23 protein-coding genes are annotated in these 25,201 nt (G+C 65.8%); 12 read left to right on the top strand and 11 right to left on the bottom strand.

All coding sequences use genetic code 11. From position 1 onward, the window contains the following. Nucleotides 1-7 precede the first annotated feature (7 nt). Nucleotides 8-280, bottom strand: a complete 273-nt coding sequence (locus tag A6A04_RS02965) for a hypothetical protein (protein ID WP_068489765.1) — start codon at nucleotides 278-280, stop codon at nucleotides 8-10. 219 nt (nucleotides 281-499) lie between these two features. On the opposite strand from A6A04_RS02965, the gene A6A04_RS02960 reads away from it, so the two are divergent. Together A6A04_RS02960 and A6A04_RS02955 are read left to right on the top strand one after the other, a co-directional pair. After that, a complete protein-coding gene (locus A6A04_RS02960; protein WP_068489764.1) occupies nucleotides 500-1,309 on the top strand; it encodes a cell envelope integrity EipB family protein in 810 nt (269 codons plus the stop codon). A gap of 34 nt (nucleotides 1,310-1,343) precedes the next feature. Next, complete coding sequence (locus A6A04_RS02955; RefSeq protein WP_245651063.1) at nucleotides 1,344-2,402, top strand: hypothetical protein; 1,059 nt, start codon at nucleotides 1,344-1,346, stop codon at nucleotides 2,400-2,402. A gap of 32 nt (nucleotides 2,403-2,434) precedes the next feature. Here the strand turns inward: A6A04_RS02955 and A6A04_RS02950 are convergent, their stop codons facing one another. Together A6A04_RS02950 and A6A04_RS02945 are read right to left on the bottom strand one after the other, a co-directional pair. Then, nucleotides 2,435-4,918, bottom strand: a complete 2,484-nt coding sequence (locus tag A6A04_RS02950; RefSeq protein WP_068489762.1) for an EAL domain-containing protein — start codon at nucleotides 4,916-4,918, stop codon at nucleotides 2,435-2,437. 11 nt (nucleotides 4,919-4,929) lie between these two features. Beyond that, on the bottom strand, nucleotides 4,930-5,376 hold the full coding sequence (locus A6A04_RS02945) for a response regulator (protein WP_082914649.1): 447 nt from the start codon (nucleotides 5,374-5,376) through the stop codon (nucleotides 4,930-4,932). Nucleotides 5,377-5,555: 179 nt separating this feature from the next. Between A6A04_RS02945 and sodC the strand changes: the two genes are divergently transcribed. After that, the gene (gene sodC, locus A6A04_RS02940) at nucleotides 5,556-6,110 is read left to right on the top strand and encodes a superoxide dismutase family protein (protein ID WP_068489760.1); all 555 of its coding nucleotides are present in this window, start codon (nucleotides 5,556-5,558) and stop codon (nucleotides 6,108-6,110) included. Between the two features lie 32 nt (nucleotides 6,111-6,142). On the opposite strand, the gene A6A04_RS02935 is transcribed toward sodC, so the two are convergent. The 3 genes from A6A04_RS02935 to A6A04_RS02925 form a co-directional block, all read right to left on the bottom strand. Beyond that, nucleotides 6,143-6,889 carry a cyclic nucleotide-binding domain-containing protein gene (locus A6A04_RS02935; protein ID WP_068489759.1) on the bottom strand — a complete coding sequence of 249 codons (747 nt, stop codon included), beginning with the start codon at nucleotides 6,887-6,889 and terminating at the stop codon, nucleotides 6,143-6,145. 176 nt (nucleotides 6,890-7,065) lie between these two features. Continuing rightward, nucleotides 7,066-7,959 carry an ROK family protein gene (locus A6A04_RS02930; protein WP_245651062.1) on the bottom strand — a complete coding sequence of 298 codons (894 nt, stop codon included), beginning with the start codon at nucleotides 7,957-7,959 and terminating at the stop codon, nucleotides 7,066-7,068. Beyond that, the gene (locus A6A04_RS02925) at nucleotides 7,956-10,127 is read right to left on the bottom strand and encodes an ATP-binding protein (RefSeq protein ID WP_068489758.1); all 2,172 of its coding nucleotides are present in this window, start codon (nucleotides 10,125-10,127) and stop codon (nucleotides 7,956-7,958) included. The genes A6A04_RS02930 and A6A04_RS02925 overlap by 4 nt, the downstream gene beginning before the upstream one ends. 142 nt (nucleotides 10,128-10,269) lie before the next feature. Between A6A04_RS02925 and A6A04_RS02920 the strand changes: the two genes are divergently transcribed. Further along, on the top strand, nucleotides 10,270-13,644 hold the full coding sequence (locus A6A04_RS02920) for a chemotaxis protein CheB (RefSeq protein WP_172822723.1): 3,375 nt from the start codon (nucleotides 10,270-10,272) through the stop codon (nucleotides 13,642-13,644). 19 nt (nucleotides 13,645-13,663) lie between these two features. Here the strand turns inward: A6A04_RS02920 and elbB are convergent, their stop codons facing one another. Continuing rightward, on the bottom strand, nucleotides 13,664-14,329 hold the full coding sequence (gene elbB / locus A6A04_RS02915) for an isoprenoid biosynthesis glyoxalase ElbB (protein ID WP_068489756.1): 666 nt from the start codon (nucleotides 14,327-14,329) through the stop codon (nucleotides 13,664-13,666). Nucleotides 14,330-14,443: 114 nt separating this feature from the next. On the opposite strand from elbB, the gene A6A04_RS02910 reads away from it, so the two are divergent. The 6 genes from A6A04_RS02910 (at nucleotide 14,444) to rpmB (ending at nucleotide 18,567) form a co-directional block, all read left to right on the top strand. Continuing rightward, nucleotides 14,444-15,934, top strand: coding sequence for a carboxypeptidase M32 (locus A6A04_RS02910; protein ID WP_068489755.1), 1,491 nt, complete (start codon nucleotides 14,444-14,446; stop codon nucleotides 15,932-15,934). A 9-nt stretch (nucleotides 15,935-15,943) separates the two neighbouring features. Beyond that, nucleotides 15,944-16,252 (top strand): hypothetical protein, encoded by a 309-nt coding sequence (locus A6A04_RS02905; RefSeq protein ID WP_068489754.1) that lies wholly within the window; start codon nucleotides 15,944-15,946, stop codon nucleotides 16,250-16,252. 1 nt (nucleotide 16,253) lies between these two features. Continuing rightward, on the top strand, nucleotides 16,254-16,526 hold the full coding sequence (locus tag A6A04_RS02900; protein WP_068489753.1) for a hypothetical protein: 273 nt from the start codon (nucleotides 16,254-16,256) through the stop codon (nucleotides 16,524-16,526). A gap of 13 nt (nucleotides 16,527-16,539) precedes the next feature. Beyond that, nucleotides 16,540-17,541, top strand: a complete 1,002-nt coding sequence (gene meaB / locus A6A04_RS02895) for a methylmalonyl Co-A mutase-associated GTPase MeaB (RefSeq protein ID WP_068489752.1) — start codon at nucleotides 16,540-16,542, stop codon at nucleotides 17,539-17,541. Nucleotides 17,542-17,587: 46 nt separating this feature from the next. Beyond that, a complete protein-coding gene (locus A6A04_RS02890) occupies nucleotides 17,588-18,148 on the top strand; it encodes a protein phosphatase CheZ (protein WP_068489751.1) in 561 nt (186 codons plus the stop codon). A 116-nt stretch (nucleotides 18,149-18,264) separates the two neighbouring features. Continuing rightward, entirely contained in the window at nucleotides 18,265-18,567 is a 303-nt protein-coding gene (gene rpmB, locus A6A04_RS02885) for a 50S ribosomal protein L28 (protein WP_068489750.1), read from the top strand. 105 nt (nucleotides 18,568-18,672) lie between these two features. On the opposite strand, the gene gstA is transcribed toward rpmB, so the two are convergent. The 3 genes from gstA to A6A04_RS02870 are packed head-to-tail and all read right to left on the bottom strand — an operon-like array spanning nucleotide 18,673 to nucleotide 21,123. Beyond that, nucleotides 18,673-19,278, bottom strand: a complete 606-nt coding sequence (gstA, locus tag A6A04_RS02880; protein WP_068489749.1) for a glutathione transferase GstA — start codon at nucleotides 19,276-19,278, stop codon at nucleotides 18,673-18,675. A 15-nt stretch (nucleotides 19,279-19,293) separates the two neighbouring features. Further along, complete coding sequence (locus tag A6A04_RS02875) at nucleotides 19,294-19,512, bottom strand: hypothetical protein (protein WP_068489748.1); 219 nt, start codon at nucleotides 19,510-19,512, stop codon at nucleotides 19,294-19,296. An 18-nt stretch (nucleotides 19,513-19,530) separates the two neighbouring features. Beyond that, on the bottom strand, nucleotides 19,531-21,123 hold the full coding sequence (locus A6A04_RS02870) for a gamma-glutamyltransferase family protein (RefSeq protein WP_068489747.1): 1,593 nt from the start codon (nucleotides 21,121-21,123) through the stop codon (nucleotides 19,531-19,533). Between the two features lie 103 nt (nucleotides 21,124-21,226). On the opposite strand from A6A04_RS02870, the gene gpt reads away from it, so the two are divergent. Together gpt and irrA are read left to right on the top strand one after the other, a co-directional pair. Then, nucleotides 21,227-21,682: a xanthine phosphoribosyltransferase gene (gpt, locus tag A6A04_RS02865; RefSeq protein WP_068489746.1), complete on the top strand. Its 456-nt coding sequence runs from the start codon at nucleotides 21,227-21,229 to the stop codon at nucleotides 21,680-21,682. A gap of 121 nt (nucleotides 21,683-21,803) precedes the next feature. Further along, nucleotides 21,804-22,223, top strand: a complete 420-nt coding sequence (gene irrA / locus A6A04_RS02860; RefSeq protein WP_068489745.1) for an iron response transcriptional regulator IrrA — start codon at nucleotides 21,804-21,806, stop codon at nucleotides 22,221-22,223. Between the two features lie 278 nt (nucleotides 22,224-22,501). Here irrA and A6A04_RS02855 read toward each other — a convergent pair whose 3' ends face one another. Continuing rightward, the gene (locus A6A04_RS02855; protein WP_068489744.1) at nucleotides 22,502-25,150 is read right to left on the bottom strand and encodes a bifunctional acetate--CoA ligase family protein/GNAT family N-acetyltransferase; all 2,649 of its coding nucleotides are present in this window, start codon (nucleotides 25,148-25,150) and stop codon (nucleotides 22,502-22,504) included. Nucleotides 25,151-25,201 lie beyond the last annotated feature (51 nt).

The raw sequence follows: 25,201 nt of genomic DNA, 5'->3' as shown, positions 1-25,201 counted from the left end.
CATTGTCTTAAGCCTTGCGGGACCTCGGCGCCGGTCTGGCGGCCAGCGCGCCGGGCAGATGGGGCTGGAGTTCGGGAAGGCCCGCCAGCGAGCACAATTGCTCCGCCGAAAGGGTGCCCTCGGCGAACAGCTCGCTGACCAGGGCGGCCACGGCGGCGTTGTCGGGGTAGCTGGGCGGCGGCATCGCACCCGCCCGCGCCGATCCGTGGGGGGCGGCGGGGGAATAGGGGGCGCCGCTCAGCAGCGTGGTCATCCAGTCGGGAGCGAAGTCGAAGGTCATTCTTTCACTCCAATGCTCGGTGGCGGTTCCAACTGGGATTGGTGAAGCAACCGCCATGCCATGGTTCCAACGGCGGAATTCCGCCATGCTGCGGCATTGCAGCCCGGCAAGATCATCCCCGGCTGGGCAAGAACTGCCGATTGGGCGGCAAAATTCACCGATCTGGTGGTGGGCGCGGGGGCGTGTATAATGGTTCGAGTTTTCCCATCGGAGGAACGGATGAAGCGGTATCGTGGAATGGTCCTGGCGGGCGCCGTCGCCAGCTTGGCCTCGGCCGCCACCGTCGCGGCCGCCATGCCCGCGGAACTGGCTTCCCACCAGGCCACCTACCGCATGGGGTTGTCGTCGTCGCGGTCGGGCAGCGGCATGGCCAATGCCAGCGGTGACTGGACCTATCGCTTCATGGATGCCTGCGACGGTTGGGTCACCGAGTTCCGGCTGGTGATCACCTATGCCTATTCCGAGGGCGGCCAGGTGGAAACCAGCACCGATTTCCTGGGTTGGGAGTCCAAGGATGGTCTGGTCTATCGCTTCCGTGTCCGCCAGTCCCGCGACGGCCAGGTGACCGAGGAAGTGGAGGGCGTCGCCAAGCTGGATGGTGTCGGCAAGGGCGGCATCGCCCGCTACACCCTCCCGGCCGTCCATACCTTGCGGCTGCCCAAGGGCACGCTGTTCCCCACCGCCCATACCATCCGCCTGATCGACACCGCCGCCAAGGGCGGGCGCAGTCTGGTGCGGCCACTGTTCGACGGCCAGGGCGATGAAGGCCCCTTCGACACCAGCGCCCAGATCGGTCGTCCGGTCAGCGTCCAGCCCGCGTCACTCTCCAGCCCGCTGCTCAACTCGCCGGTCTGGCCCATGCGCATGGCGTTCTTCCCCAAGGGTAGCACCGATCCGCTGCCCGAGTTCGAAATGTCGCTGACCTATCATCCCAATGGGGTGGCCCAGGACATCGAACAGATTTTCAAGACTTTCAGCCTGCGCGGCAGGCTGGAATCCATCGAGATGCTTCCCGTGGCCAAGTGCTGAATCGCGAAGCCTCCAGCCGAAAAGGGTCCCCGCCTTGAGCGATGTCAGTATGTCCGATGCCGAAGCCGAAATCCAACGGCTGCGGGCGGTGGTCGACCAGTTTCGCTTGAAGGCTCGCGAGCAGCCCGATTCCCTGTTTCCCGCCCATGCCGACGCCCTGCTGCGGTTGGGTAGCCTGCTGGCGGAGACGGGAGAGGTGGATGCGGCCCTGGCGGCGGCCGACGAGGCGGTGCAGATTTATCGCCTGCTGGCCGAGGTGGATCCGGACAGTTTCAGGATGGGGTTGGCCTCGGCGCTCAACAACTGGTCCAGCCGTCTGTCCGAGGGTGGCAAGCCGGCCGAGGCGGATGCGGCTGTGGCCGAGGCGGTGGCCGAGGCCCGCATGGCGATGGCGGCCCGGCCCGACCATGCCCGTTTCATACTGGTTTCATGCCTGATCAATCTGGCGGGTTCGGCCCTCAGGGTGGGCGATGCCGAGCGCTGTCTCAACCATCTGTCCGAAGCCACCGAGGTGTTCAAGTCGGCGGGCGAGGCGGGAGTGACATTCCTAGGGCCAATGATCGAGGCGCTGCATCGCGCCGCCCTGGCCTTTGGCGAGATCGGCCTGTGGGGCGAGGCGGTGGATACGCGGCGCCTGATGCTGGCCCTGTTCCCCGGTGGTCCGCCGCCATCCATGGTGCACTTGCTGGCCTTGACCCTGCAGCAGGCCTCACTGGCCATGGCGGGGGCGGAACGGCTGGAGGTGGCCCAGCAATGTGCCGACGAAGCGGTGGAGCTGGCCCATCTGCTGTTCGACAAGGATCCCGTCGAGTATCGGCTGATCCTGGCCCAGGCCCTGGGCAATCAGGGCGGGCGCCGCTTCCAGCGAGGCGAAACCCAGTCGGCCCTGGATGTGGTGCTGGAATCGGTCAACCTGTTCCATCAGGTGGTCAATACCGATCCCGGCGGCGCGGTGCCATCGCTGATCCTGACCCTCGGGACCTTGTCCGCCATCCTGCACGGCCTGGGGCTGGCGGACCAGGCCGCCATCGTCGATGAGCAGAAGGCCCAGTTGCAGCAGACCCTGGAACGGATGCTGGCCCAAAAGGGCTGACTTAGAGCGTCGTGCCCTATATGTGAAACGCTCTATTCCCGGGGGACGAGGCAGGGAGGAATGTCGCCGCGCCGCAGGTAAGCCGTCATTTCGGCGGCGGGCATGGGATGGGCGAACAGGAAGCCCTGGACCTGATCGCATTCATACCGCGACAGCGCCGCGAACTGTCCCTGGGTCTCGATACCCGGAGCCACCACGGTCAGGTGGAGTCCGCGCGCCACCGCGATGATCGCGGTGATGATCTCGGCATCTTCCACCTCGGTGGCGGAATTGCGCACGAAGCCCTGGTCGATCTTCAGTGAATTGGTGGGCAGGCGGCGCAGGAAGGCGAAGGAGGAATAGCCCGATCCGAAATCGTCGATGGCGATATTGACCCCCAACGCATTGATCCGGGCGAACAGGGCGCTGGAGTCGTGCCCCTTGTCGGTGACGCAACTCTCCGGAACCTCCAGTTGGAGCACTCCTGGGGGGAGTCCGGCCGCTTCCAGCGCGGAGGCGACCTTCTCCTCGATGTCGGGAGTGTGCAACTGGCGCGCCGACAGGTTGACGTTGACATGGATGTCGGTCAGGCCCTGGTCGATCCAGGCCCGGGCCTGTTTGCAGGCGGCTTCCAGGGCCGCCTGGCCGATGGGCGCGATCAGCCCGGTTTCCTCGGCCAGCGGCAGGAACTGGTTGGGCATCACCACGCCGATTTCCGGATGCTGCCAGCGGATCAGCGCTTCCACCGCCGCGACCTTTCCGGTTCGGGTGCTGAAAATCGGCTGATAGTGCAGCACGAATTCCTCGCGCTCCAGGGCATGGCGCAGGGCGTTTTCCAGGGCCAGACGCTCGAAGGCCAGGGCATTGATGGTTTCGGAATGGAAGCGGCAGGCATTGCGGCCCTGATGCTTGGCCCGATACATGGCCGCGTCGGCCAGCTTCACCAGCGATTGGGCGTCGCCCGCGTCGGTGGGATAGAGCGCCACGCCGATGGATGAACTGATATTGGCCTGGCGCCCCTGCAGGTCGAAGGGGGCGGCCAGGGCGGTCAGGATCTTATGGGCGACCACGGCGCCATCATGGGCTTCGACAATGTCTTCCAGGATGACGGTGAACTCGTCGCCCGCCAGCCGGGCCACGGTATCGCCCTGGCGCACGCAAGCGGTCAGGCGCTCGGCCACCTGCTGCAGCAAGATGTCGCCGGCCAGATGCCCCAAGGTGTCGTTGACCTGCTTGAAATAGTCCAGGTCGATGAACAGCAGGGCGACGATGGATTGGGAGCGGTTGGCGCGGGTCAGGGCTCGGGACAGGCGTTCCTGGAACAAGGTGCGGTTGGGCAGCCGGGTCAGGGGATCATGGTTGGCCTGATAGTTCAGCCGTTCCTCGTCCTGCTTTCGCGACGTGATGTCGGAGAACACCGCCACGAAATTGGTGATCTCGTTGCGGTCATTGCGGACCACGCCGATGTTCAGCCACTCGGCAAACATTTCGCCGGACTTCCGGCGGTTCCAGATTTCCCCTTGCCACTTGCCCGTATCGGCCAGGGTTTGGGCCATGCGGTCGTAGAAATCGCTGGCATGGCGGCCCGAGGACAGGATGCGGGGGGTGTGGCCCAGCACGTCTTCCGGCAAATATCCGGTCAGTTCGGTGAAGGCGGGGTTGACGTGAATGATGCGGCGCCTGGCATCGGTGACGAACAGGCCCTCGCCGGTGTTCTCGAACACGGTGGCGGAGAGGCGCATATGGTCTTCCAGGCGCTTGCGCTCGGTCACGTCCTCGATCACCGCCACGGTATAGCGGACTTCGGGGCCAACAGCGTCGCGTACCGCCGTGACCGTCAGGCGCGCCCAGACCACATGGCCGTCCTTGGCCACATAGCGCTTGGTCAGGTCATAGCCGTCACGCTTGCCGTCGCGCATTTCGGCGCGCAGGCGGGCATGGACCTCCAGATCATCGGGATGGGTGATCTGCTGGTAGGTCATGGACTGCAGTTCGGTGTCGCTGTAGCCCACCATCTCGCAGAAGGCGGGATTGCAGTGCACATAGCCGCCATCGGGGCGGGACAGCACCATGCCGGTTCCGGCATTGTCGAACAGGGCGCGGAAGCGGGCCTCGCTGGACCGCAACTCGGCATCGGCGGCGGAACGACCCATGGCATAGCGGACCGCGCGGCGGACCAGTTCACCGTCGCCTTGGCCCTTGACCAGATAGTCCTGGGCCCCCTGGCGCAGGGCTTCGAGGGCCAGGGCCTCGTCGGCGGTGCCGGTCAGCACCACCACCGGCACGGACGAGGCGGACCGCAGCGTGGCCAGGGTTTCCATGCCGAAGGAATCGGGAAGCGAAAGATCCAGCAGGACGGCGTCGATGGGCTCGCCGCGCAGAATTTCGAGCCCCTCGGCCAGACGGCCCGCCTTGCGGACCTTGAAGGGCCGGGCCGGGTCTTCGTGGAGATAAAGCTCCACCAGGCGCGCATCCCCAGGATTGTCCTCGATGACGAGGACGGAAAGGGCCGTTGGGGCGGGATGCGGTTGGTTCATCAGGCCATCAGTCAGCGGGGCGGCAGCGTCACCACCGAGCACCAGTATTCCTCGATGGAGCGCACCACCGAGATGAAGCGATCCAGGTCCACCGGCTTGGTGATGTAGCAGTTGGCATGCAAGTCGTAGCTGCGCAGGATGTCCTGCTCGGCCTGCGACGTGGTCAACACCACCACCGGAATACGGCGCAAATCGTCGTCTGACTTCAGTTCGGCCAGCACCTGTCGCCCGTCCTTGCGGGGCAGGTTGAGATCAAGCAGAACCAGATTGGGCCTGGGAGATCCCTCATACTGTCCCTCGCGTCGCAGATAAGCCATGGCCTCGACGCCATCGACCACCACCTTGAGGCGGCTGGTCATGCGGCCTTCCTTCAGGGCTTCCTGGGCGAGGCGTGCATCGCCGGGATTATCCTCGACGAGGAGGATATCGAATACTTCAGGTGAATTGCGCAAGCTCAAACTCCCCCCCCCTCTCCGAGACATCGGGTGGATATCCGACTATACTGACGGCAAGGCCGATTGAAAACCGGCTTGCGCAGGAAATCGACATTTCCCAACCCCAGGTAGGCAGGATTGAATATTCGCCTATGCACGCCCACCTACCCTTCATGCCTGTCAGAAGAGTTTGAGGAGGTGTCATGTCCAGATTTCTGCTGTTGGCCGCCCTAGGCCTTCCCCTGTTCTCCGGTGCGGCCCTGGCCGCCGAGGTGGTGGTTCCCATGACCGCCATCGATTCCTCGGGAACCGGTGCCGCGCTGGGGACCCTGGTGGTCCGGGATGGCAAGGGTGGTGCGGTGGTCACGCCCAAGCTGTCGGGTCTGGGCACCGGGCCGCACGGGTTTCACGTCCATGAAAACCCCAGTTGCGGTCCCAAGGAACAGGACGGAAAGCCGGTGGCCGGACTGGCGGCGGGAGGGCATTTCGACCCCGACAAGACCAGCCGTCACGAAGGCCCCTATGGTCATGGCCATAAGGGCGACATGCCCGCCTTGGCGGTGAACGGCGACGGCAAGGCCACCGATGCGGTGACGGTGCCCAATCTCAAGGTGGCCGACCTGAAAGGGCGCTCCATCGTCATTCATGCCGGAGCCGACAACTATGCCGACCAGCCCAAGGCCTTGGGTGGTGGAGGGGCCAGGGTCGCCTGCGGCGTGGTGCCGGAACCCAAGGCCAAGGCGACGAAAAAGATGTAGGCCAGGGCGTTTAACATATAGGGCTCGACGCTCTAGATGATTTCCTCGCCTTCGTGGCAATAGGCGCGAAGGGCGGGAATGTCGGCGATGGCCACGGCGTGGCCATCGACCGCCACGCCTTGCTTGCGCAGATGGCCGAAGGCGCGGGACAGGGTTTCGGGACGCACGCCGACCCGGGCGGCGATGATGCTCTTGGAGTGAGGCAGGCGCACGATGGTCGAGCCTTCGCGCTTGGCCGTCAGCCCCAGCAGGTAAAGCGCCAGGCGTTGCGCCGCAGATTTCAGCTTCAGGTCCTTGACCTCACGCACCAGCATGCGGAAATGCTTGGCCATGGAGGCCAGCATCAGGAATGACAGATCGGGGCGTTCGCGAACGTCGCGGCGGAACCGCTCGCCGGGCAGGGACAGGATGCGCGAGGTCTGCAAGGCCACCGCGCTCATCAGGAACGGTTTTTCAGTCAGCACGGCGGCGGCGATGAACATCTCGCCCGCGCTCAGGATTTCCACCAGGGTTTCACCGCCATCTGTCACCGTGCCGGTCAGCCCGACCTGGCCGTCCAGCACCACCCGCAAGGCGGTGGGGACGTCGCCCTGGTGAAAGATGACCTCGTTGCGCTGGTATTTGTGCACCGAGGCCTCGACGGTGATTTCGGCCAGGGCCTCGGCGGGCAAGTCACAAAACAGCGGCAGCCGCCCCATGGCGGCCAAATCCTCGGCCTTCAGTCCGTGACCTGCCAGGCGGCTGCTTGACTGTACGCGTTTCTGCGTAATCTGAACCATGGATAAGCAATCCCACCACTTTCCATCCGACATGAATAGTGTGCCGTGGTGGCGCCAAATTATTTGACAGTGGTCAAGTTGATGCCGATTTTTGGCTGGCCATGGCTTGCCTCAGCTTCATATTTTATTTCTTATTGTTTCGATGTGGCGGGGTGAGTCTTATGCTTTAGCATAAGTCACCATAGCCAGGCGGCCCCCCGAACACCCGATGAATCACCATGGAGCGGGGGAAGCAGCCGGGTGGAGACACTGTCCGAGAAGACCCAGCGCGACCATCGGGCCGGGACCGAGCGATACAGGCGCTCCATGCGTGACAGCCCGCCACCCAGGATGATGGCGTGGGGGTCGAACAGATTGATGACCGAGGCCAGGGCGCGGGCGAGCCGGTCCTCGTAACGGGCCAGGCTGGCCTCGGCCGCCGGATCACCCGCCTCGGCGGCGGCGGCCAATTGATCGGCGGCCTGTCCGGTGCCGTGGTCGCGGGCCAGTCCGGGGCCGGACAGGAAGGTTTCAATGCAGCCATGACGGCCGCAATAGCAGGCCGGGCCCGGGCGTTCGGCGTCGGTGGGCCAGGGCAGGGGGTTGTGGCCCCATTCCCCGGCAATGGCGTTGGGGCCGGAAATCAGGCGGCCATGGGCAACGAGGCCGCCGCCCACGCCGGTTCCCAGGATGACACCGAACACCGTGGCGGCGCCCGCTCCGGCTCCGTCACTGGCCTCGGACAGGGCAAAGCAATCGGCATCGTTGGCCAGCCGCACCGGGCGGCCCAGGGCATCCGCCAGATCGCGGTCCAGGGGTTGGCCGATCAGCCAGGTGGAATTGGCGTTCTTCACCAGCCCCGTGGCGGGGCTGATGGTGCCGGGAATGCCGATTCCCACCGAACCGGTTCGGCCAAGCTCGTTCTCAACCGCCTCGACCAGGGACTTGATCACGGCAATGGTGGCGGAATAGCTGCCTTGGGCCGAGGGCACGCGGCGCCGCGACAGCACCGCTCCATCCGTGCCCAGGGCGATGGCTTCGGTCTTGGTGCCGCCGAGATCCACACCGATCCGCATGGTGGGCGCGATCATTGTGCCGCCGGGAATTCCAGATGGAAGGTGCTGCCCTCGCCAGGGAGCGAACTGACCCAGATGCGGCCGTGATGGCGGTCCATCACTTTCTTGCAGATGGCCAGCCCGATGCCGGTGCCTTCGTATTTGTCGGGCGTGTGCAGGCGCTTGAAGACCCCGAAAATCGTGTCGAAGTAGTCGGGGGCGATGCCGATGCCGTTATCGGCCACCGTCACCAGATGGGTCATGGGACCGGACCCGGCGGCGATGGTGACCACGGGGGGCGATGCCGGCCGAGAGTATTTGAGGGCATTGCCGATCAGATTCTGGAACAGGCGCACCAGATCCTGGGCGTCTCCCTTCACCATGGGCAGGTGGCCGTCCACCTTGACCACACCGTTGGATTCGGTGATGGTCGTTCCCAGATTGGCCATGGCGAGGCGCACCACCTCGGTCAGGGGGACCGGGCCCAGTGGCTTGGCATCGCGGCCGATGCGCGAGAATTCCAGCAGGTCGACGATCAGCCGGTCCATGCGCACAGCGCCTTCGTGGGCGAAACTGATGAATTCGCGGGCGTCCTCGCCCAGCTTGTCGCCATAACGGCGCTTCAGCAGCGAGACATAGCTGGAAACCTGCCGCAGGGGTTGGCGCAAGTCGTGGGAGGCCACATAGGCGAACTGTTCCAACTCGGCATTGGATTGGGCCAGATCACGGCGGACGGCATCCTCTTCCATCACCGCGCCGACCCAGCGGGCCAGCAGGCGGATGAACTCCTTGTCGCCATCGTCGAATGCCCGGGGATGGGGGGTGGTGGAACTGAAGCTGAGGGTGCCGTAAACCCGCCCCCTGACCCGGATGGGGACGCCGATATAGCTTTCCAGCCCGTGATTGGCATAGGCCGGGTGAGTGGCGAAGGGGGAACGCGCCATATGGGAAATGGCGATGACATCCTCGGAATCCATCACCAGGGCGCAATAGGTGGTGGGCAGGTCGAAGACCGTGCCATCGGCGATGGCGCCAACCTCCATGGCGGCGGAATGGTGCTCGACGGTGAAGCGGCTGCCCTCGACCCGGCTGACCATGCCGAGGAACAGCCCCAGATGGCGTCGTCCCAGTCCCAAGGCCTCGGGCAGGCGCTGGGATGCCTCTGACGGCGGCAGGGCCGCGATCTCCCCCAGAACGCGCAGGTTCTCGTACTGGCGGCGCAACATCTCGCTTCGCTCTGCCAGGGCCAGCTCGATGCGCTTGCGTTCCGTGATGTCCTCATGCACCAGCACCAGTTCCGACACCGCCTGGCCACTGGCCCGGATGGGGTAGACATAGCCATGTACCCAACGCTCGTCCTGGTCTTCACCATCCGGCACGGCATGGGTGGCGGGGATTTCATGCCCGGCGCTGGATAAGCCGATGGCCAGCAGATCCTCGGCGCCGATGCGCCGCAATACGGGATGGCGGCCATCAGGTCCCAGCTTATCGGATCCGGGTCCCCACAATCGCAGCCACGACCGGTTGGACATGAGCGGAACCGCCTTGGCGTCTAGAATCTGGATGGCCAGGGGGCTCTGCTCGAAGATGGCGCGCAGCCGCATCTCGGACTCCCTGAGGGCGATCTCCATGCGCTTGCGTTCGGTGATGTCGATGGCGGTGGTCAGGCAGCGCCAGCCGCCCCCCCAGCCATCGCCCAGCCGGACGCTTTCCAGGATGACCGGGACGGGCGGATGCTGGTCCGGGGTCAGAAGCAGCTCGGTTGTGGCGCGTCCGCTGCTGCGCACCCGCAGGAAATGGTTATCCAACTCGCCGCGCTGGCCCTTGTCGACGAACAGCAGGAACGGCTTGCCCGCCACCCGGTTCTTGGTGCGGCCCAACAGGCCCATGGCGGCGATATTGGCATCCAGGACGGCATGATTCTCGTCGATGATGAAGATGCCCGCGGGAGAATATTCGAACAGATCGCGATAACGCAGGCTGACCCGTTCGACGCTCTCCTGTGCCTGACGCAGTTCCTCGTTCTGTGCCCTCAGCTCTTCCTGGTGGACCTGAAGGCTATGCAAGGTTTCGGTAAACGCTGGTGATATGCCCACCATGGCGCTGGACGCCCTGGCGCGCAGAAATTCCACCTCGCGGCGCAGTTCCGAAAGCTCAGCCTCCAGCTCGGTCTTTGTCTTCTTGCTATGACCTTGGTTAGTCATCGATATGCCACGAGTACGATTTTTTTGCCTTTTCCATGGCCTGCAAAACAATTAGCCAGGAAGTGTTGCTGAATATATGATGCGCTTCAAGCGAAGTGTTGCGACCCGGGCGGCCTGCGCGGGTCATCTGTGGGGAGGTGACATGGCTCGCAAGCCAGTGGCCCAGTCGGCGGAAGCCAAGGCCAAGCGGACAAAAGCGGCGCCGACGGCATCCGGGGCTCCGGCCAAGACCGCCAGGACACGGCGCAGTACCCTCTATGTGGTGGGAATCGGCGCCTCGGCCGGCGGTCTCGAAGCGCTTCGCCCCTTCGTGGCAAATTTGCCGCTGGACGCCAACATGGCTTATGTCATCGTCCAGCACCTGTCGCCCGCCTATCGCTCCATGATGGTGCAACTGCTGGCGCGCGAGACCAAGCTGCCGGTGGAGGAGATCAAGGACGGCACCGTCCTGGCCGCCAACACCATCTATATCACCCCCCCCAACAAGGATGTCCGGGTCAAGAACCTGACCCTGGGCCTGCGCGAGCCATCGGCGCCTTTGGGGCCGAAGCCGTCGGTGGACGTGTTCTTCGCCTCGCTGGCCGAGGATCGCGGCCAATACGCCATCGGCGTCATCCTGTCGGGGACCGGCAGCGACGGGGCGCACGGCATGCGCGCCATCAAGGCCAGCGGCGGCCTGACCGTGGCCCAGGAGCCCGAGACCGCCAAGTATGACGGCATGCCCAAGGCGGCCATCGATTCCGGCTGTGTCGACCAGACCCTGCCGCCTGACGCCATCGGCGCCGAACTGGCCTCCATCTCGCGCTTTCCCCGGCCGGTGGTGCACCAGACGTCGGAGGAGCCCAAGACTCAGGACACCATCAACGAAATCTTTCTGCTGGTCAGGAAGCGGACCGATGTGGACTTCACCCAGTATAAGCCCAATACGGTGCGTCGCCGCCTGGAGCGGCGCATGGCGGCCAATCGCATCGAGACCCTGGGCGCCTATCTGGATTTCGTCCAGCGCCAGCCGGCCGAGCTGGACCTGCTATGCAAGGACATCCTGATCTCGGTGACTTCGTTCTTCCGGGATTCCAAGGCCTTCGACGACATCAAGCTGGTGCTGGCCGATCTGCTGGCCACCAAGCGGCCAGGGGACCCCATCCGCATCTGGGTTCCGGCCTGCGCCACCGGCGAGGAAGCCTATTCCTACGCCATGATGTTGACCGATCTTCTGGGAGATGCCGCCAAGTCCTACAAGATCCAGGTCTTCGCCACCGATATCGACCTCGATGCCATGCGCCACGCCCGCAAGGGCACCTATTCCGCCACCACGGTGGAAGGCCTCGACAAGGCCTATGTCTCGAAATACTTCGATGCTATGGGCCAGAACTACCAGATCAAGAAGCCCATCCGCGAGATGGTGGTGTTCGCCCGCCAGGACCTGATCAAGGACCCGCCCTTCGTCAAGGTCGACATCATCAGCTGCCGCAATGTGCTGATCTATTTCAACGGCGACCTGCAGGACCGCATCTTCCAGGTGTTCCACTACGCGCTGAATCCCGAAGGTCACCTGTTCCTGGGCAAGTCGGAATCGGTGGGGCGCTGCTCGGACCTGTTCCGCTCCATCAAGGCCACCTCGAAGATTTTCCAGAAGCGGATGGTGGGGCCCAGGTCCAGCAATCCGGTGTTCGGCGCCTTCCGTCTGAAATCGGCCGAGCCGTCAGAGACCATGCTGCCGCTGGGCGGCGCCTCCATCGAAACCATGGTGCGCGACGGCTTCGTCGCGGCCTGCATGCCGCCCCTGGTGGCGGTCAACGAGAACCTGGACATCCTTTATTATCACGGCGACGTGGACGTCTTCGTCCGCTTTCCCCAGGGGCGGCCGAACCAGAATTTGGGCAAGCTGATCGCCGACGATTTCCGCATCGACCTGCGCGCCCTGGTGCACCGCGCCCGCGAAACCGGCGGTGTCGCCATGGGCAGCAAGCGTCAATTGCGGACCCGCGACGGGGACATCCTCGCCCGGCTGGTTGTCCGGCCCATCACGACGGAAACCACGCGCGAAGCGCTGTTCCTGGTCAGTTGCGAGAAGGTTGAAACTCCCGTCGATGGCGGCGCCGTCGAGGCGGCCCCCAATCCGGGCAGCGAAATCAGGCTGATCGAGCTGGAACAGGAGCTGACCGCCACCCGCGAGCACCTGCAGACCGTGGTGGAGGAGTTGGAAACCTCCAATGAGGAGCTTCAGGCCCTCAACGAGGAAATGCAGGCCGCCAACGAGGAACTTCAGTCGTCCAACGAGGAACTGGAAACCTCCAACGAGGAATTGCAATCCACCAACGAGGAACTGACCACCGTCAACGAGGAGCTGCAGGTGCGCACCTCGGAACTGGCGGCGGCCAATGCCGATCTTCAGAACATTCAGGACAATGTCGGCTTTCCCATGCTGGTGGTGGACAAGGGACAGCGCATCACACGCTTCACCCCCCAGGCGGCGCGGCTGTTCGGCCTGCTGCCCTCGGACAGCGGGCAGTTGATCACGGCGGTTCCCAGCCAGTTCCACATCCCGGATCTGCGCAACCTGCTGATCTCGGTCATCTCCCATGGTCAGTCCCATGAACAGCTCATGGAGGCCGATGGCCGCATCTATCGCATGGGGGCTTTTCCCTATCGCGACCTGCGCGACCAGACGGCGGGCGCCATTCTCACCTTTATCGACGAAACCGAGTTGCGGACCGCCCAAAAGGATTTGGAAGCCAGCGTCGCGGAATTGCGCGGTGCCCAGGTCGAGTTGCGCGAGGCCAAGGAATTGGCCGAGTCGGCCAACCGGGCCAAGTCGGAGTTCCTGGCCAATATGAGCCACGAACTGCGCACGCCGCTCAACGCGGTGCTGGGGTTTGCCCAGATCATGGTCGACGAGATGTGGGGCGACTTGGGCAATGACCGCTACAAGGAATATGTGGGCATCATCGTCGACAGCGGCCAGCATCTGCTGTCGCTGATCAGCCAGGTGCTGGATATGTCGGTGATCGAGGCAGGACGGGCCACCTTGCGCGAGACCCAGGTCAATCTCCACGATGTCATCACCAGTTCGGTGCGGCTGTTGTCGTCCCAGGCGGAAAGCAGCGATATCGCTCTGACGGCCAAGGTGCCGGACGATCTGCCCAGACTGATGGGGGATCTCACCGCGGTTCAGCGGGTGCTGCTCAACCTGCTGGGCAACGCGCTGAAGTTCACCAAGCCGGGAGGCTCGGTGGCGCTGAGCGCCAGCCACGATATGAGCGGCATCACCATTTGTGTCCGCGACACCGGTGTGGGGATCAAGGCTGCCGATCTGGCCCGGGTGCTGATGCCGTTCGAGCAGGGCGGTCAGAAGACCCTGGTCAAGGAGCGCGAAGGGGTCGGCCTGGGCCTGCCCATTTCCAAGTCACTGATGGAACTGCACGGCGGCACCCTGTCCATCGACAGCGCCGAGGGCAAGGGCACCACCGCCTGCGTCCATTTCCCATTGTCCCGGGTGGTGTCGCCGGGGGCGTGACTCCCCCCGGCCCGCCGTCCTATTTCCCCAGCAGCCCGATCAGGGTCCTGACCGTGTTCTCGGCGCCATCGGCGATCTGGCCGATGCTGGACTCCAGCATGTAGCAGGGCGAGGTCACCAGCTTGCGGGCCTGGTCCACCACGACGCCGCCATGCCCGGCCACCGTGTGCTTGGCGCCCATGGCCTCGATGGCCTCGGCGGTGCCGGGATCATTGCCGATGGTGACGGTGACGCCGTCGCCCAGAATTTTCGCCAGCAGGGCCGGGGCGATGCACAGGGCGCCGATGGGCTTGCCCGCCTTGGCCATGGCCTTGACCGCCGCCTCGACACCGGGATCGACGGAACAGCCGGGGCCGTCCACCGCGAAGCTGCACAGATTCTTGGCGGCGCCGAAGCCGCCGGGGAAGATCAGGGCGTCGAAATCCTCGGGGCTGAAGGCGGTAACCGGCTTGATGGCGCCCCGGGCGATACGGGCGGCTTCCACCAGCACATTGCGGGTCTCGCCGGTGGCCTCGCCGGTCAGATGGTTGACCACATGCAACTGGTCGCGGTCGGGGGCGAAGCACTGATAGCTGCCGCCCTGGCGGTCGATGGCCAGCAGGGTCAGCACCGCTTCGTGAATTTCGGCGCCGTCATAGACACCGCATCCCGACAGGACCACGGCGAATTTCGGTTTGGCGGACATGGAGGCTGTTCCTTTCCGGCGAGGCAAGGGAGGCGGGCAGAATAACCGATTCCCCGAGGCCTCGGCCATGGTCTATCGTTCGGGGCCGCCGAGTGATTCCGTGAAGGATGCCCCATGACCGCCTATGCCCGTCTTGAAGCCACGTTCCGCAAGCTGGCCGCCATCGGCGACGCCTTGTCCATGCTGCAATGGGATGCCTCGGCCATGATGCCGGACGGTGGTGCCGAGTCCCGGGCCGAGCAGGTGGCGACCCTGCGCGGCATCAGCCACGAGATCATCACCGCGCCGGAGATTCCCGACCTGCTGGACCAGGCCGAGGGCGAGGGGCTGGACGCGTGGGAACGGGCCAATCTGCGCGAGATGCGGCGCGACTGGATTCATTCCGCCGCCCTGCCCGCCGATCTGGTGGATGCCCTGGCCCGGGCCGAATCCGCCTGCGAGATGATCTGGCGCGAGGCGCGGCCCGCCGCCGATTTCAAGCGGGTGCTGCCCGCCCTGTCCGATCTGCTGGGGCTGGTGCGCCAGATGGGCGCCATCAAGTCGGAAAAGCTGGGGGTGGGCATCTACGACGCCCTGCTGGACCAGTACGAACCCGGCGGCCGCTCCGCCGAGATCGATCCGGTGTTCGACCATCTGGAAGGCTTCCTGCCCGGCTTCATCGCCCAGGTGCTTGACGTCCAGGCCCGCCGTCCGGCGCCGTTGCCGCTGCCCGCGCCGTTTCCCGCCGCTGCCCAGAAGGAGCTGGGGCTGAAGCTGATGGCGGTGCTGGGCTTCGACTTCAACCACGGCCGACTCGACGTGTCGCACCACCCGTTCTGCGGCGGCACGCCCGACGATGTGCGCCTGACCACCCGCTATAACGAATCCGACTTCGCCCCGGCCCTGATGGGGGTGCTGCACGAAACCGGCCATGCCCTCTACGAGCAGGGCACCCCCAAGGGGCGCTGGCGCTCGCAGCCGGTGGGCCGCTCGCGCGGCATGGTGCTGCATGAATCGCAAAGCCTGCTGATGGAGATGCAGGCCTGCCGCTCGCGCCCCTTCGTCGACTTCGCCGCGCCATTGATCAAGCAGGCCTTTGGCGGCCAGGGTCCGGAATGGGAGGCCGACAACCTGTATCGGCGCGGTATCCGGGTGGAACGCGGCTTCATCCGGGTCGAGGCCGACGAATGCACCTATCCCGCCCATGTCATCATCCGCTATCGCCTGGAGAAAGCCCTGATCGAGGGGCGGATGGAGTTGGCGGACCTGCCCGAGGCCTGGAACCAGGGGTATCGGCGGCTGCTGGGCATCACGCCGCCCGACGACCGCCTGGGCTGCCTGCAGGACATCCACTGGTATGGCGGCTCGTGGGGCTATTTCCCCACCTATACCCTGGGAGCCATGACGGCGGCGCAGTTGTTCCAGGCGGCCCAGGCCGCCGACCCGGACATCCTGCCCGGCCTTGGGCGTGGCGACTTCAAGCCGCTGTTGGGCTGGCTCAGGACCCATGTCCACGGCCAGGGCTCGTTGCTGACCGGCCGCGACCTGGTGACGCGGGCCACCGGCCGCCCGCTGGACCCGGCGGTGTTCGAGGCCCATTTGCGCCGACGCTACCTGGAAGAGTAGACTGGTCGCATGATCGGATGGCTGCAGACCCTGTTCCTGGACAAGCGGGCACGCGAGGCCTTGCGGGGCCGTACCGCGCCCCAGGCGCCGACGCGCGTCCATGCGGTGACGGTGCCGCCGCCCGAGCGCGATATTCGCACCGCCCTGGCCGAGGCCGAGGACCGCATGCGCCGCCTGCCGCCGGAAAAGGCGCAACTGATCCGCTCCGCCCTGCTGGTGCGGCGCGCCAGCCAGTCCGCCCTGGCGCAACTGAGCGAGGATGAGGTGGACAAGCTGCGTCAGGTGGCGGAAAAGGCCATGCTGGGCGGGGGGCGCTGATATGCTGGGCTTTCTGAAGGGCCTGTTCGGCGGCAAGAAGCCCAAGCCCAAAGTGGGGGCGAAGCCCGTCTCCAAGCCGGGCGCCAAGCCCATCGTCAAGGCCGCCGCCGCGGTATCCGAGGACCGGGCCGCCCTGCTGAAGCGGGCGCGCGAGGTCCACAAGGCCAAGCGCAAGATTCTTGATCATCTGTCCGACGAGGATCGGGCCAAGCTGGTGGGCATGGCCATCCTCACCTTCCTGAACCAGGGCCGCGAGCCCGACAACAAGAAATAGGGCCGTATCGACCGTGACCCAGCCTTCCATTGATATCGAAGCCCTGGCCCGGGGCGTCCTGGCCGGTGAACGCCGGGCCCTGGCCCGCGCCATCACCTTGATCGAATCCTCGCGCCCGGATCACCGCGAGACCGCCGAGGCCCTGATGCATCGGCTGCTGCCCCATACCGGGCGCTCGGTGCGCATCGGCATCACCGGCGTTCCCGGCGCGGGCAAGAGCACCTTCATCGAAAGCTTCGGCCTGCATGTGCTGGCCCAGGGCAAGCGCCCGGCGGTGCTGGCGGTGGACCCGTCCAGTCCGCGGTCGGGCGGCTCCATCCTGGGCGACAAGACCCGCATGGAGGACTTGTCGCGCGACGCCCGCGCCTTCATCCGCCCCAGTCCCTCTGGCTGCACCCTGGGCGGGGTGGCGCGGCGCACCCGCGAGGCCATGCTGGTCTGCGAGGCCGCCGGCTTCGACGTCATCGTGGTCGAGACCGTGGGCGTCGGCCAAAGCGAGACGGCGGTGGCCGACATGGTCGACATGTTCCTGCTGGTTCTGGTCCCTGGCGGCGGTGACGAGTTGCAGGGCATCAAGAAGGGCATCGTCGAACTGGCCGATGCCATCGTGGTCAACAAGGCCGATGGCGATCTGGCGGCGGCGGCGGGCCGGGCGGCGCGCGACTACCAGAACGCGCTGCATCTGCTGGCTCCGGCCTCGCCCCATTGGACGGTGCCGGTTCTGACCTGCTCGGCCATGGAGCGCAAGGGCATCGACGATGTCTGGCGCATGGTGGAAACCTATCGCGACACCATGGATACCGCCGGGGCCCTGGGCGAGCGCCGGGCGCGCCAGGCCCATGCCTGGATGTGGAACGAGGTGTCCGAAACCTTGCTGCAGGCCTTGCGTGACGACCCCAGGATTGAAAAACTGTTGCCGGATATGGAACGGGCCGTGGTGGATGGGCGGCTGGCACCCGGCTCCGCCGCCCGACAGTTGGTGGAATTTTTCCGACGCCCCTTGGCGACGCATTGATAATCAGGCTATCCTTTGCTGCTCTGCACCCGTATCTGGAATCGAAATGTCCGCTGCGCCCAATGACACCATGATCCTGAAGCGGGAACTTGTCGGCCTGTTCGGCCATATGCAGAAGATCCGCAAGGAATTGGCGGCACTCAACCCGCCGGGAGCCCCCGATCACTTCGGCGGCATGTCGGAACAGCTGGACGCCATCGTCGGCGCCACCGAGGGCGCCACCAACACCATCATGGAAAGCATGGAAAGCATCGGCAACCTGATGGCCGAGGCCCGTGCCGCCAACGCCGACAATGCCGCCCTGTCCGCCCTGTTCGACAAGGTCGACGACAAGGTCGGCATGGTGTTCGAGGCCTGCTCGTTCCAGGACATTACCGGCCAGCGCATCTCCAAGGTGGTCAATACCCTGAAATTCGTCGAGGAGCGGGTCAACGCCATCATCCTGACCTGGGGCCGGGACGAGTTGACCAAGGTGGTGGTGGAGATCAAGGAAGAAGACCCCGACAAGAAGCTGCTGCACGGCCCGCAACTGCCCGGCCAGGGGGTCACCCAGGCCGATGTGGACAAGATGTTGGGGCAGGATGCCATCGACAAATTGTTTGGGTGATGATTCCTGCTTGACGGGCGCGTTCCGGCCCCTTAAAAACGCGGCTTCCTCCGGTGCCCGTCCGGTCCTTGGACCGTCGAATGAACCGGTGAACGAATCGAGATGAGGATTTTGACATGGCACGTCGCTGCGCCATCACCGGCAAGGGCGTTCTGACCGGCAACAACGTCAGTCACGCTAACAACAAGACCCGTCGCCGTTTCCTGCCCAACCTGCAGGAAGCCTCCCTGGTGTCCGACGCGCTGGGTTTCCCGGTTCGCATGCGTCTGTCCACCAATGGACTGAAGACCATCGAGCACAATGGCGGCATCGACGCCTATCTGCTTTCGGTGGCCGACAGCAAGCTGTCTGCCGAGGCGCGCCGCCTGAAGAAGAGCATTCAGCGCGCCCTGGCCAGCAAGGCCGACAAGGCCGCCTGATTTCGGCGACGCCTGATCCGTCATGCGAAGGGCCTGTGGTTTGACCGCAGGCCCTTTTGCTTGCCTGAACGGAGGGGCGGGCGAGGGCGCCCGCGCCCGCGCTCCTCAGATCAGCTTCTCGGCCGCCAATGCCGCCTGAACCGCCGGACGCTCGCGCACCCGGGCGGAATGGGCGGCAAGGTTGGGCCAATTGGCCTGGTCCAGGCCGATGCGCGGCTGCCAGTTGAACACCGTGAACAGATAGCCGTCGGCGACGGTGAAGCGCTCGCCCATCAGATAAGGCCCCCGGCCCAGCGCCTTGTCGGTGTAGTCCAGTCGGCGGGTCAGCACGGTCTTCAGGGCGGCCTTGCCGTCCTCGGGCATGGCGGGATTGAACTGGGCACCGGTATTCTTGTGCAGTTCGGTGGCGATGAAGACCATCCATTCCACCAGTTTCAGGTATTCGGCACTGCCGGGCTCGGGCGCCAGATGCTTGCCTGGAGCCATGGCGGCAATGGCCAGGGCGATGGCGACGCCCTCGGTGAGCACCCGCCCGTCGTCCAGGACCAGGGCCGGGACATAGCCCTTGGGGTTGATGGCCAGGAAGTCGGCGCCGGTCTCGGTCTTCTTGGCATGGAGATCCACCGCCTCCATGTCGAAGTCCAGTCCGGCCTCACGCAGCGCGATATGGGTCGAAAGCGAGCAGGCGCCCTGCTTGTAGTAAAGCTTCATGGCAGGCTTCCTCCTTCAGGAGTCCTTGGGAACCTCGTTCAGCGCACCGCAGGAGCAGCGATACAGCATGTTCACCAACATGGTGCGGATGGGGACCTGATGCATCATCTCGCGGCCGCAATCGCCGCAAAAGGCGTTGTCGCCCTCCAGTCCCACCATGGCGACGCCGGTATCCATGATGTCGCGGCCTTTGATGAAGGCCTCCGCCACCACCTTGAGAACGATATCAGCCAATTTGTGTGTCCTTTCCCGTCAAAATGCCGCAACAGACCCGTCGGAACGGGGGTCGGCGGCTCCCTCGATCATGCCGTCGCCCCGTCGGCACAGGGCACCGGCATGGCCCAGCAGTGAATCCCATTCTCCCACCACCTGGATTTGGTGCCCCGCCTGGCGCAGGCGCTCGACCAGCCCGGGGGCCAGGCGGGCCTCCACCTGCACGCCCGAGGCCTTGACGCCGTCCAGGGCGCGGCCCAGCGCCCAGCGCGGGGCGGAGACGGCCTGTTGCAGGCCCTGGCCGAACAGGGCGGCACGGGTGAAAATCTCGGCCTGGACCAGCGGCTGACAGTCGCCTCCCATGGTGCCGAACACCATGGTGCGGCCATCGCGCAGCCGGGCCAGTCCGGGCGACAGGGTGTGGAAGGGCCGCCGGCGCGGTTCCAGCACATTGCGATGGCCGGGTTCCAGGCTGAACGAGCTTCCCCGGCACTGCCAGGTGATGCCGGTCTCGGGCAGGGTGATGCCGGAGCCAAAGGCGTGGAACAGGCTTTGAATATAGCTGACGGCGCGGCCCTGGCCATCCACGACCCCCAGCCATACCGTGTCGCCCTCGGGGGAGTCCGAGCGCAAGGCCGAGGCGCGGGCTGGGTCGATTCCGGCGGCCATGTGGTCCAGCACTCCTTCGGTCAGATAGGTGGTGGCATGCACCGACATGCGGGCGGGGTCGGTGACATGGGCGTCGCGCACCGCATGGGCCAGACGGGCCGCCTCGATCAGGCCGTGGACATGCTCGAAGCTCTCGGCCTGGGTGACGTTCAGGCGCTGGAACAGCCCCAGCAGGATCAGCGAGGCCAGGCCCTGGGTGGGCGGCGCGGTGTTGAACAGGCTGCCGCAGGGCAGGGCCAGGGACAGCGGCCGCCGCCGCATGCCGCGATGCCGCGCCAGGTCCTCGGACCGCAGCGGGCTGCCCGCCTCGGCCAGTTGGGCGGCGACGGAGCGCCCCAGGCCGCCCCGGTAGAAATCGTCCAGCCCGTGGGCGGCCAGCCGGTCCAGGGTCGCCGCCAGGGCGGGCAGGCGCAGAATGCTGCCTGGCAGCGGGGGCTTGCGTTTGACCAGGAACTGGTCGGCATAGCCGGGCTGGCCTTTCAACTCGCCCAGGGTCCGGACGGCGGCGGCGGCCTGATGCGTGGTGACGGCGAAGCCGTCGCGGGCGATGAAGGCGGCGTCTTCCAACAGGCGGGCCAGGGGCAGCTTGCCGCCCCATTGGGCCGAGACGTCCAGCGCCAATTGCCAACTGGAGATGGCGCCCGCCACCGTATTGGCGGCCAGCGGGCCACGGGTGGGAATGGTGGCCAGCCCCCGGCGGCGGTAAAGCTCGGCATCCACCTTGGCGCCCGAGGCGCCCGAGCCATCGATGGACAGCGGCGGCTTGCCCGGTTCGGCGATCAGCCAGAAGGCATCGCCGCCCAATCCGGTCATATGGGGATAGACCACCCCCAGCATGGCGGCGGTGGCGATGGCGGCCTCGATGGCGGTGCCGCCCTCCTTCAGCACCGCCAGCCCGGCTTGGGAGGCTAGGTGATGGGGCGAGGTGACCATGCCACGGCGGGCCAGGGGGGAGTTCAGCATGAAGCCTGCTGTCAACGGGGGGCGGAAGTGGGGCGATTGTTGCGAAAACCGGGCCTTCCGTCCAGAGTGGTGACGGCTGTTCCCCATAGCCCCGGGTGAATTCATGGATCTGGACCCCAGCTTTACCACGACCCTGGCCCTGGGCTGGGACGAAATTCACGCCGATGCCCGTGAACTGGCCCGGCGACTGAAGGACAGGGGGCCATTCCTCGGCATCGTCGCCGTGGCGCGGGGCGGGCTGGTTCCCGCCGCCATCCTGGCCCGCGAACTGCACCTGCGCCATGTGGATACCATCTGCATCGCCAGCTATGGCGATGGCAACCGCCACCAGATGTCGGTTCTGAAGCGGATCGAGGGCAGCGGCGCCGGGATGCTGGTGGTGGACGATCTGGTGGATACCGGCGATACCGCCCGCATGGTCCGCGCCATGTTGCCCGCCGCCCACTACGCCACCCTTTACGCCAAACCGGCCGGGCGGCCCTTGGTCGATACTTTCGTCAAGGATATGCCACAAGACCTATGGCTGGTATTCCCCTGGGATGCCCCGGAAATGGTGTAGAAAAGCCGATACTTACGGTTAATCCCTGGAATTGTTGGCATTATCGTTCTTCCATCGCCGAAGGGCGCTATGATAGATTTGAGATGGATCAATTGAGATAACCGGAAAAGGGCCGCCACCCATGACCATGATCACCGTTCGCCCCTATAGTCAGGCTCTCGACCGCCTTCGCGCGGTGGGGCTGCGCCCGACCCGGCAGCGGCTGGCGCTGGCCCGCCTGCTGTTCGACGGCGGTGATCGGCATATCTCGGCCGAGCAGCTTCATACCGAGGCGCTGTCCAGCAATATCCGGGTGTCGCTGGCCACGGTCTACAACACGCTGCACCAGTTCACCGATGCCGGTCTGCTGCGCGAGATCGTGGTGGATGCCGGACGGTCCTATTTCGACACCAACACCACCGACCATCACCACTTCTTCTACGAGAAGAGCGGCAAGCTGTGCGATATCCCCGCCGAGCTGATCGCCGTGTCCAAGATTCCCGATGCCCCCGCCGGTCTGCATATCAGCCGGGTCGAGGTCATCGTCCGGGTGGACGGCTGAGCCGCCCATCTCTGCTCCTCCGAGCGAACCGGAACAGGGCGCCCCTCGGGGCGCCCTGTTTCGTTGAATCGGTCATTCCGGGGTGACGAAGAAAATACAATTCGTATCCGCTCAACCGGACTGGGACCTGTCGGTGTATGACCTGTCATCCCGACGACCATCGGGAGGAGGGATCCCTGTCTGGAATGCTGCTTCCAACCAGGAAAAGCCGTTCCAGGACGAGGTCCCTCGCTGCCGCTCGGGAGGACATGACGAGTTGGATCACGCGTCGACCAGCGTCACAGGTCCAGCACCATCTCGACCACGTCGGGGTCTTCCGAGCGCTGGCGCTTGAAGCCGCCCTTCATGGCCAGGCGGATCATGGCGGTGTTCTCGGCCATGATCTGGGCATAGATCGCCCGGGTGCCCTTGGTCTTCTGGTAGGTGACGATCTTGTCCATCAGCATGGTGCCCAGCCCCGTGCCCTTCATGTCGGACCGCACCAGCACCGCCAGTTCGGCCCGCTGATTGTCGGGATCGGTGACGGTGCGGACCACGCCCAGGGTCTCGGGCTGGCCGTCCTTGCCCGGGCGGGAGGCCACGAAGGCCATTTCCCGCTCATAGTCGATCTGGGTCAGCCGCGCCATCTGGTGATGGTGGATCTGGCGCACCTGGCCGAAGAAGCGCAGCCGCAAGTCCTGGGGCGTCATGCGGTTCATCAGCTCGGCATGGGCGGGCATGTCCTCGGGCCGGATGGGACGCAGCACCACCGCCGAGCCGTCATGCAGCCGGGCGGGTTCCTCCAGCTCGGCGGGGTAGGGCAGGATGGAGAAATGGCGCAGGTCGCTGTCGTCCTTGGGCGCCACCCGCATGCGCACATCCAGGGCCAGCACGCCGGTCTCGTCGGCGAATAGCGGATTGATGTCGCAGGCGACGATTTCCGGATTGTCCACCAGCATGGAAGACAGCCGCACCAGCACCTCGGCGATGGCGTCGCGATTGGCGGCGGGGCGCGGGCCGACGGCGTCGAGCAGGCGAGAGACCCGGGTGCGGGCGATCATGCCCCGCGCCAGCGGCAGGTTGAGCGGCGGCAGGCCGACGGTGTGGTCGCGCACCACCTCCACCGCCCTTCCGCCCTCGCCGAAGACCAGCATGGGGCCGAACAGCGGGTCGCAGGCGATGCCCACCACCAGTTGGCGGGCATGGGGGCGGAACACCATCTTCTGGACGGTGAAGCCCTGCACCTGGGTCTGGGGGCGCTGGGCGCCGACCCGGCGCAGGATGCCCTCGGCCGATTGTCGCACCGCCTCGGCGCTTTCCAGATTGAGCGCGACGCCGCCGATATCCCATTTGCGCGCCAGATCGGCGGCGGCCAGGGTCAGGGCGATGGGATAGCCCAGGGTCTCGGCCGCCTTGACCGCGTCGTCCACGCTGCGTGCCAGCAGCGAGGGCTGCACGGGGATGCCATAGGCGGCCAGCATGGCCTTGGAATCGGGCTCGCTCAGCAAGCCGCCCGGTGTCGCCAGCCCGCGCGAGACGATCAGGCGCGCCGTGCCTTTGGCGGCGGCGAAGCCGCTTAAGTGGGCGGGCGGCGTCTCCATCAGCATGTCCTGGTTACGCTGATAGTTGACCTGATGGCGGAAGGCGCGCACCGCCCGGCCCGGCGTGTCATAGGTGGGCAGTCCGGCATCGGCGAACTGCTTGCGGGCCGGGGCCACCGCCTCTTCCCCCACCCACGAAGTCAGGACGGCGCCGCCGTGACGGCGCTGGGTGTCGATCACCGACTGGGCGGCCTCCACCGGATCGGACATGGCATTGGGGGCATGCACCACCAGGATGGCGTCCACCTCCTCGGCCTCGATCAAGACCCGCAGGGTCTCGGCATAGCGCTTGCCATCGGCGTCGACCCCGAGATCGACGGGATCGTCGGCGACCCAGCCACGCGGCATCAGCGCCGACAGCTTGCGCAGGGTCTCCTCGGACAACTGGGCGATCTGGCCGCCGCCGGGATCGCCCATCTCGGCCTTGGCCATCATGGCGGTGCCGCCGCCATTGGACAGGATGGCCAGCCGGTTGCCCTTCATGGGCCGCGCCCGGGCCAGGGTCTCCACCGCGCCGAACAGCTCGTTGATGTCGTTGACCCGGAGCGCGCCCGCGCGGCGGATGGCGGCGTTGAAGGAATCCTCGGGCCGGGCCAGCGCCTCGGCCAGGAACGGCCCCACCGGGCGGTCGTCGGCGACGCTCCCGGCGCGGACCAGCAGCACCGGCTTGTTGCGGGCGCAGGCGCGGGCGGCGGCCATGAAATTGCGCCGCGCCCCGATATCCTCGATATACAGCAGCACGGCGCGGGTCTGGTCGTCATTGGCCAGATAATCCATCACGTCGGCGAAATCGATATCGGCGCCTTCGCCCAGGCTGACGAAATGGGAAAAGCCGATGCCGCGTGGCCGCGCCCAGTCCAGCACGGCGCTGCACAGGGCGCCCGACTGCGATACCAGCGCCACCTTGCCGGGCAGGGCGGAGACATGGGAGAAGCTGGCATCCAGCCCGATGCGCGGCACCAGCACGCCCAGGCTGCCGCGTCCCAATAGGCGGATGCCGTGAGGGGCGGCGGCGGCCAGCATGGCCTCCTTGTCGCCATCGGCGGCGATGACCACCGCCGCGCGGGTGCCCTTGCGCCCCAGGGCGTCGAGCAGGGCCGGGGCGGCGGCGCCGGGGGTGCACAGCACCGCCAGATCGGGGGCGAGGGGCAGGGCGTCCACATGGGCATAGGCCAGCACCCCGGCCACGGCGCGGTGCTTGGGGTGCACCGGCATGATGGGCCCCTTGAATCCGCCCGCCAGCAGGTTGCGCATCACCACTGTTCCGGCCGAGCGCGGCCGATCCGAGGCGCCGATCACCGCCACCGAGGTGGGCTCGAACAGATAGCTGAGATTGCGAATGCTCATGGTGGTTCCGGTCTGGCGCTTGCAACGCGAAAAAGCAAGGGCGAAGTGTGC

Origin of the sequence: Paramagnetospirillum marisnigri (genome assembly GCF_001650715.1) — a bacterium.
Classification (GTDB): Bacteria; Pseudomonadota; Alphaproteobacteria; order Rhodospirillales; family Magnetospirillaceae; genus Phaeospirillum; species Phaeospirillum marisnigri.
This window is presented reverse-complemented; position numbering and strand designations above follow the sequence as displayed.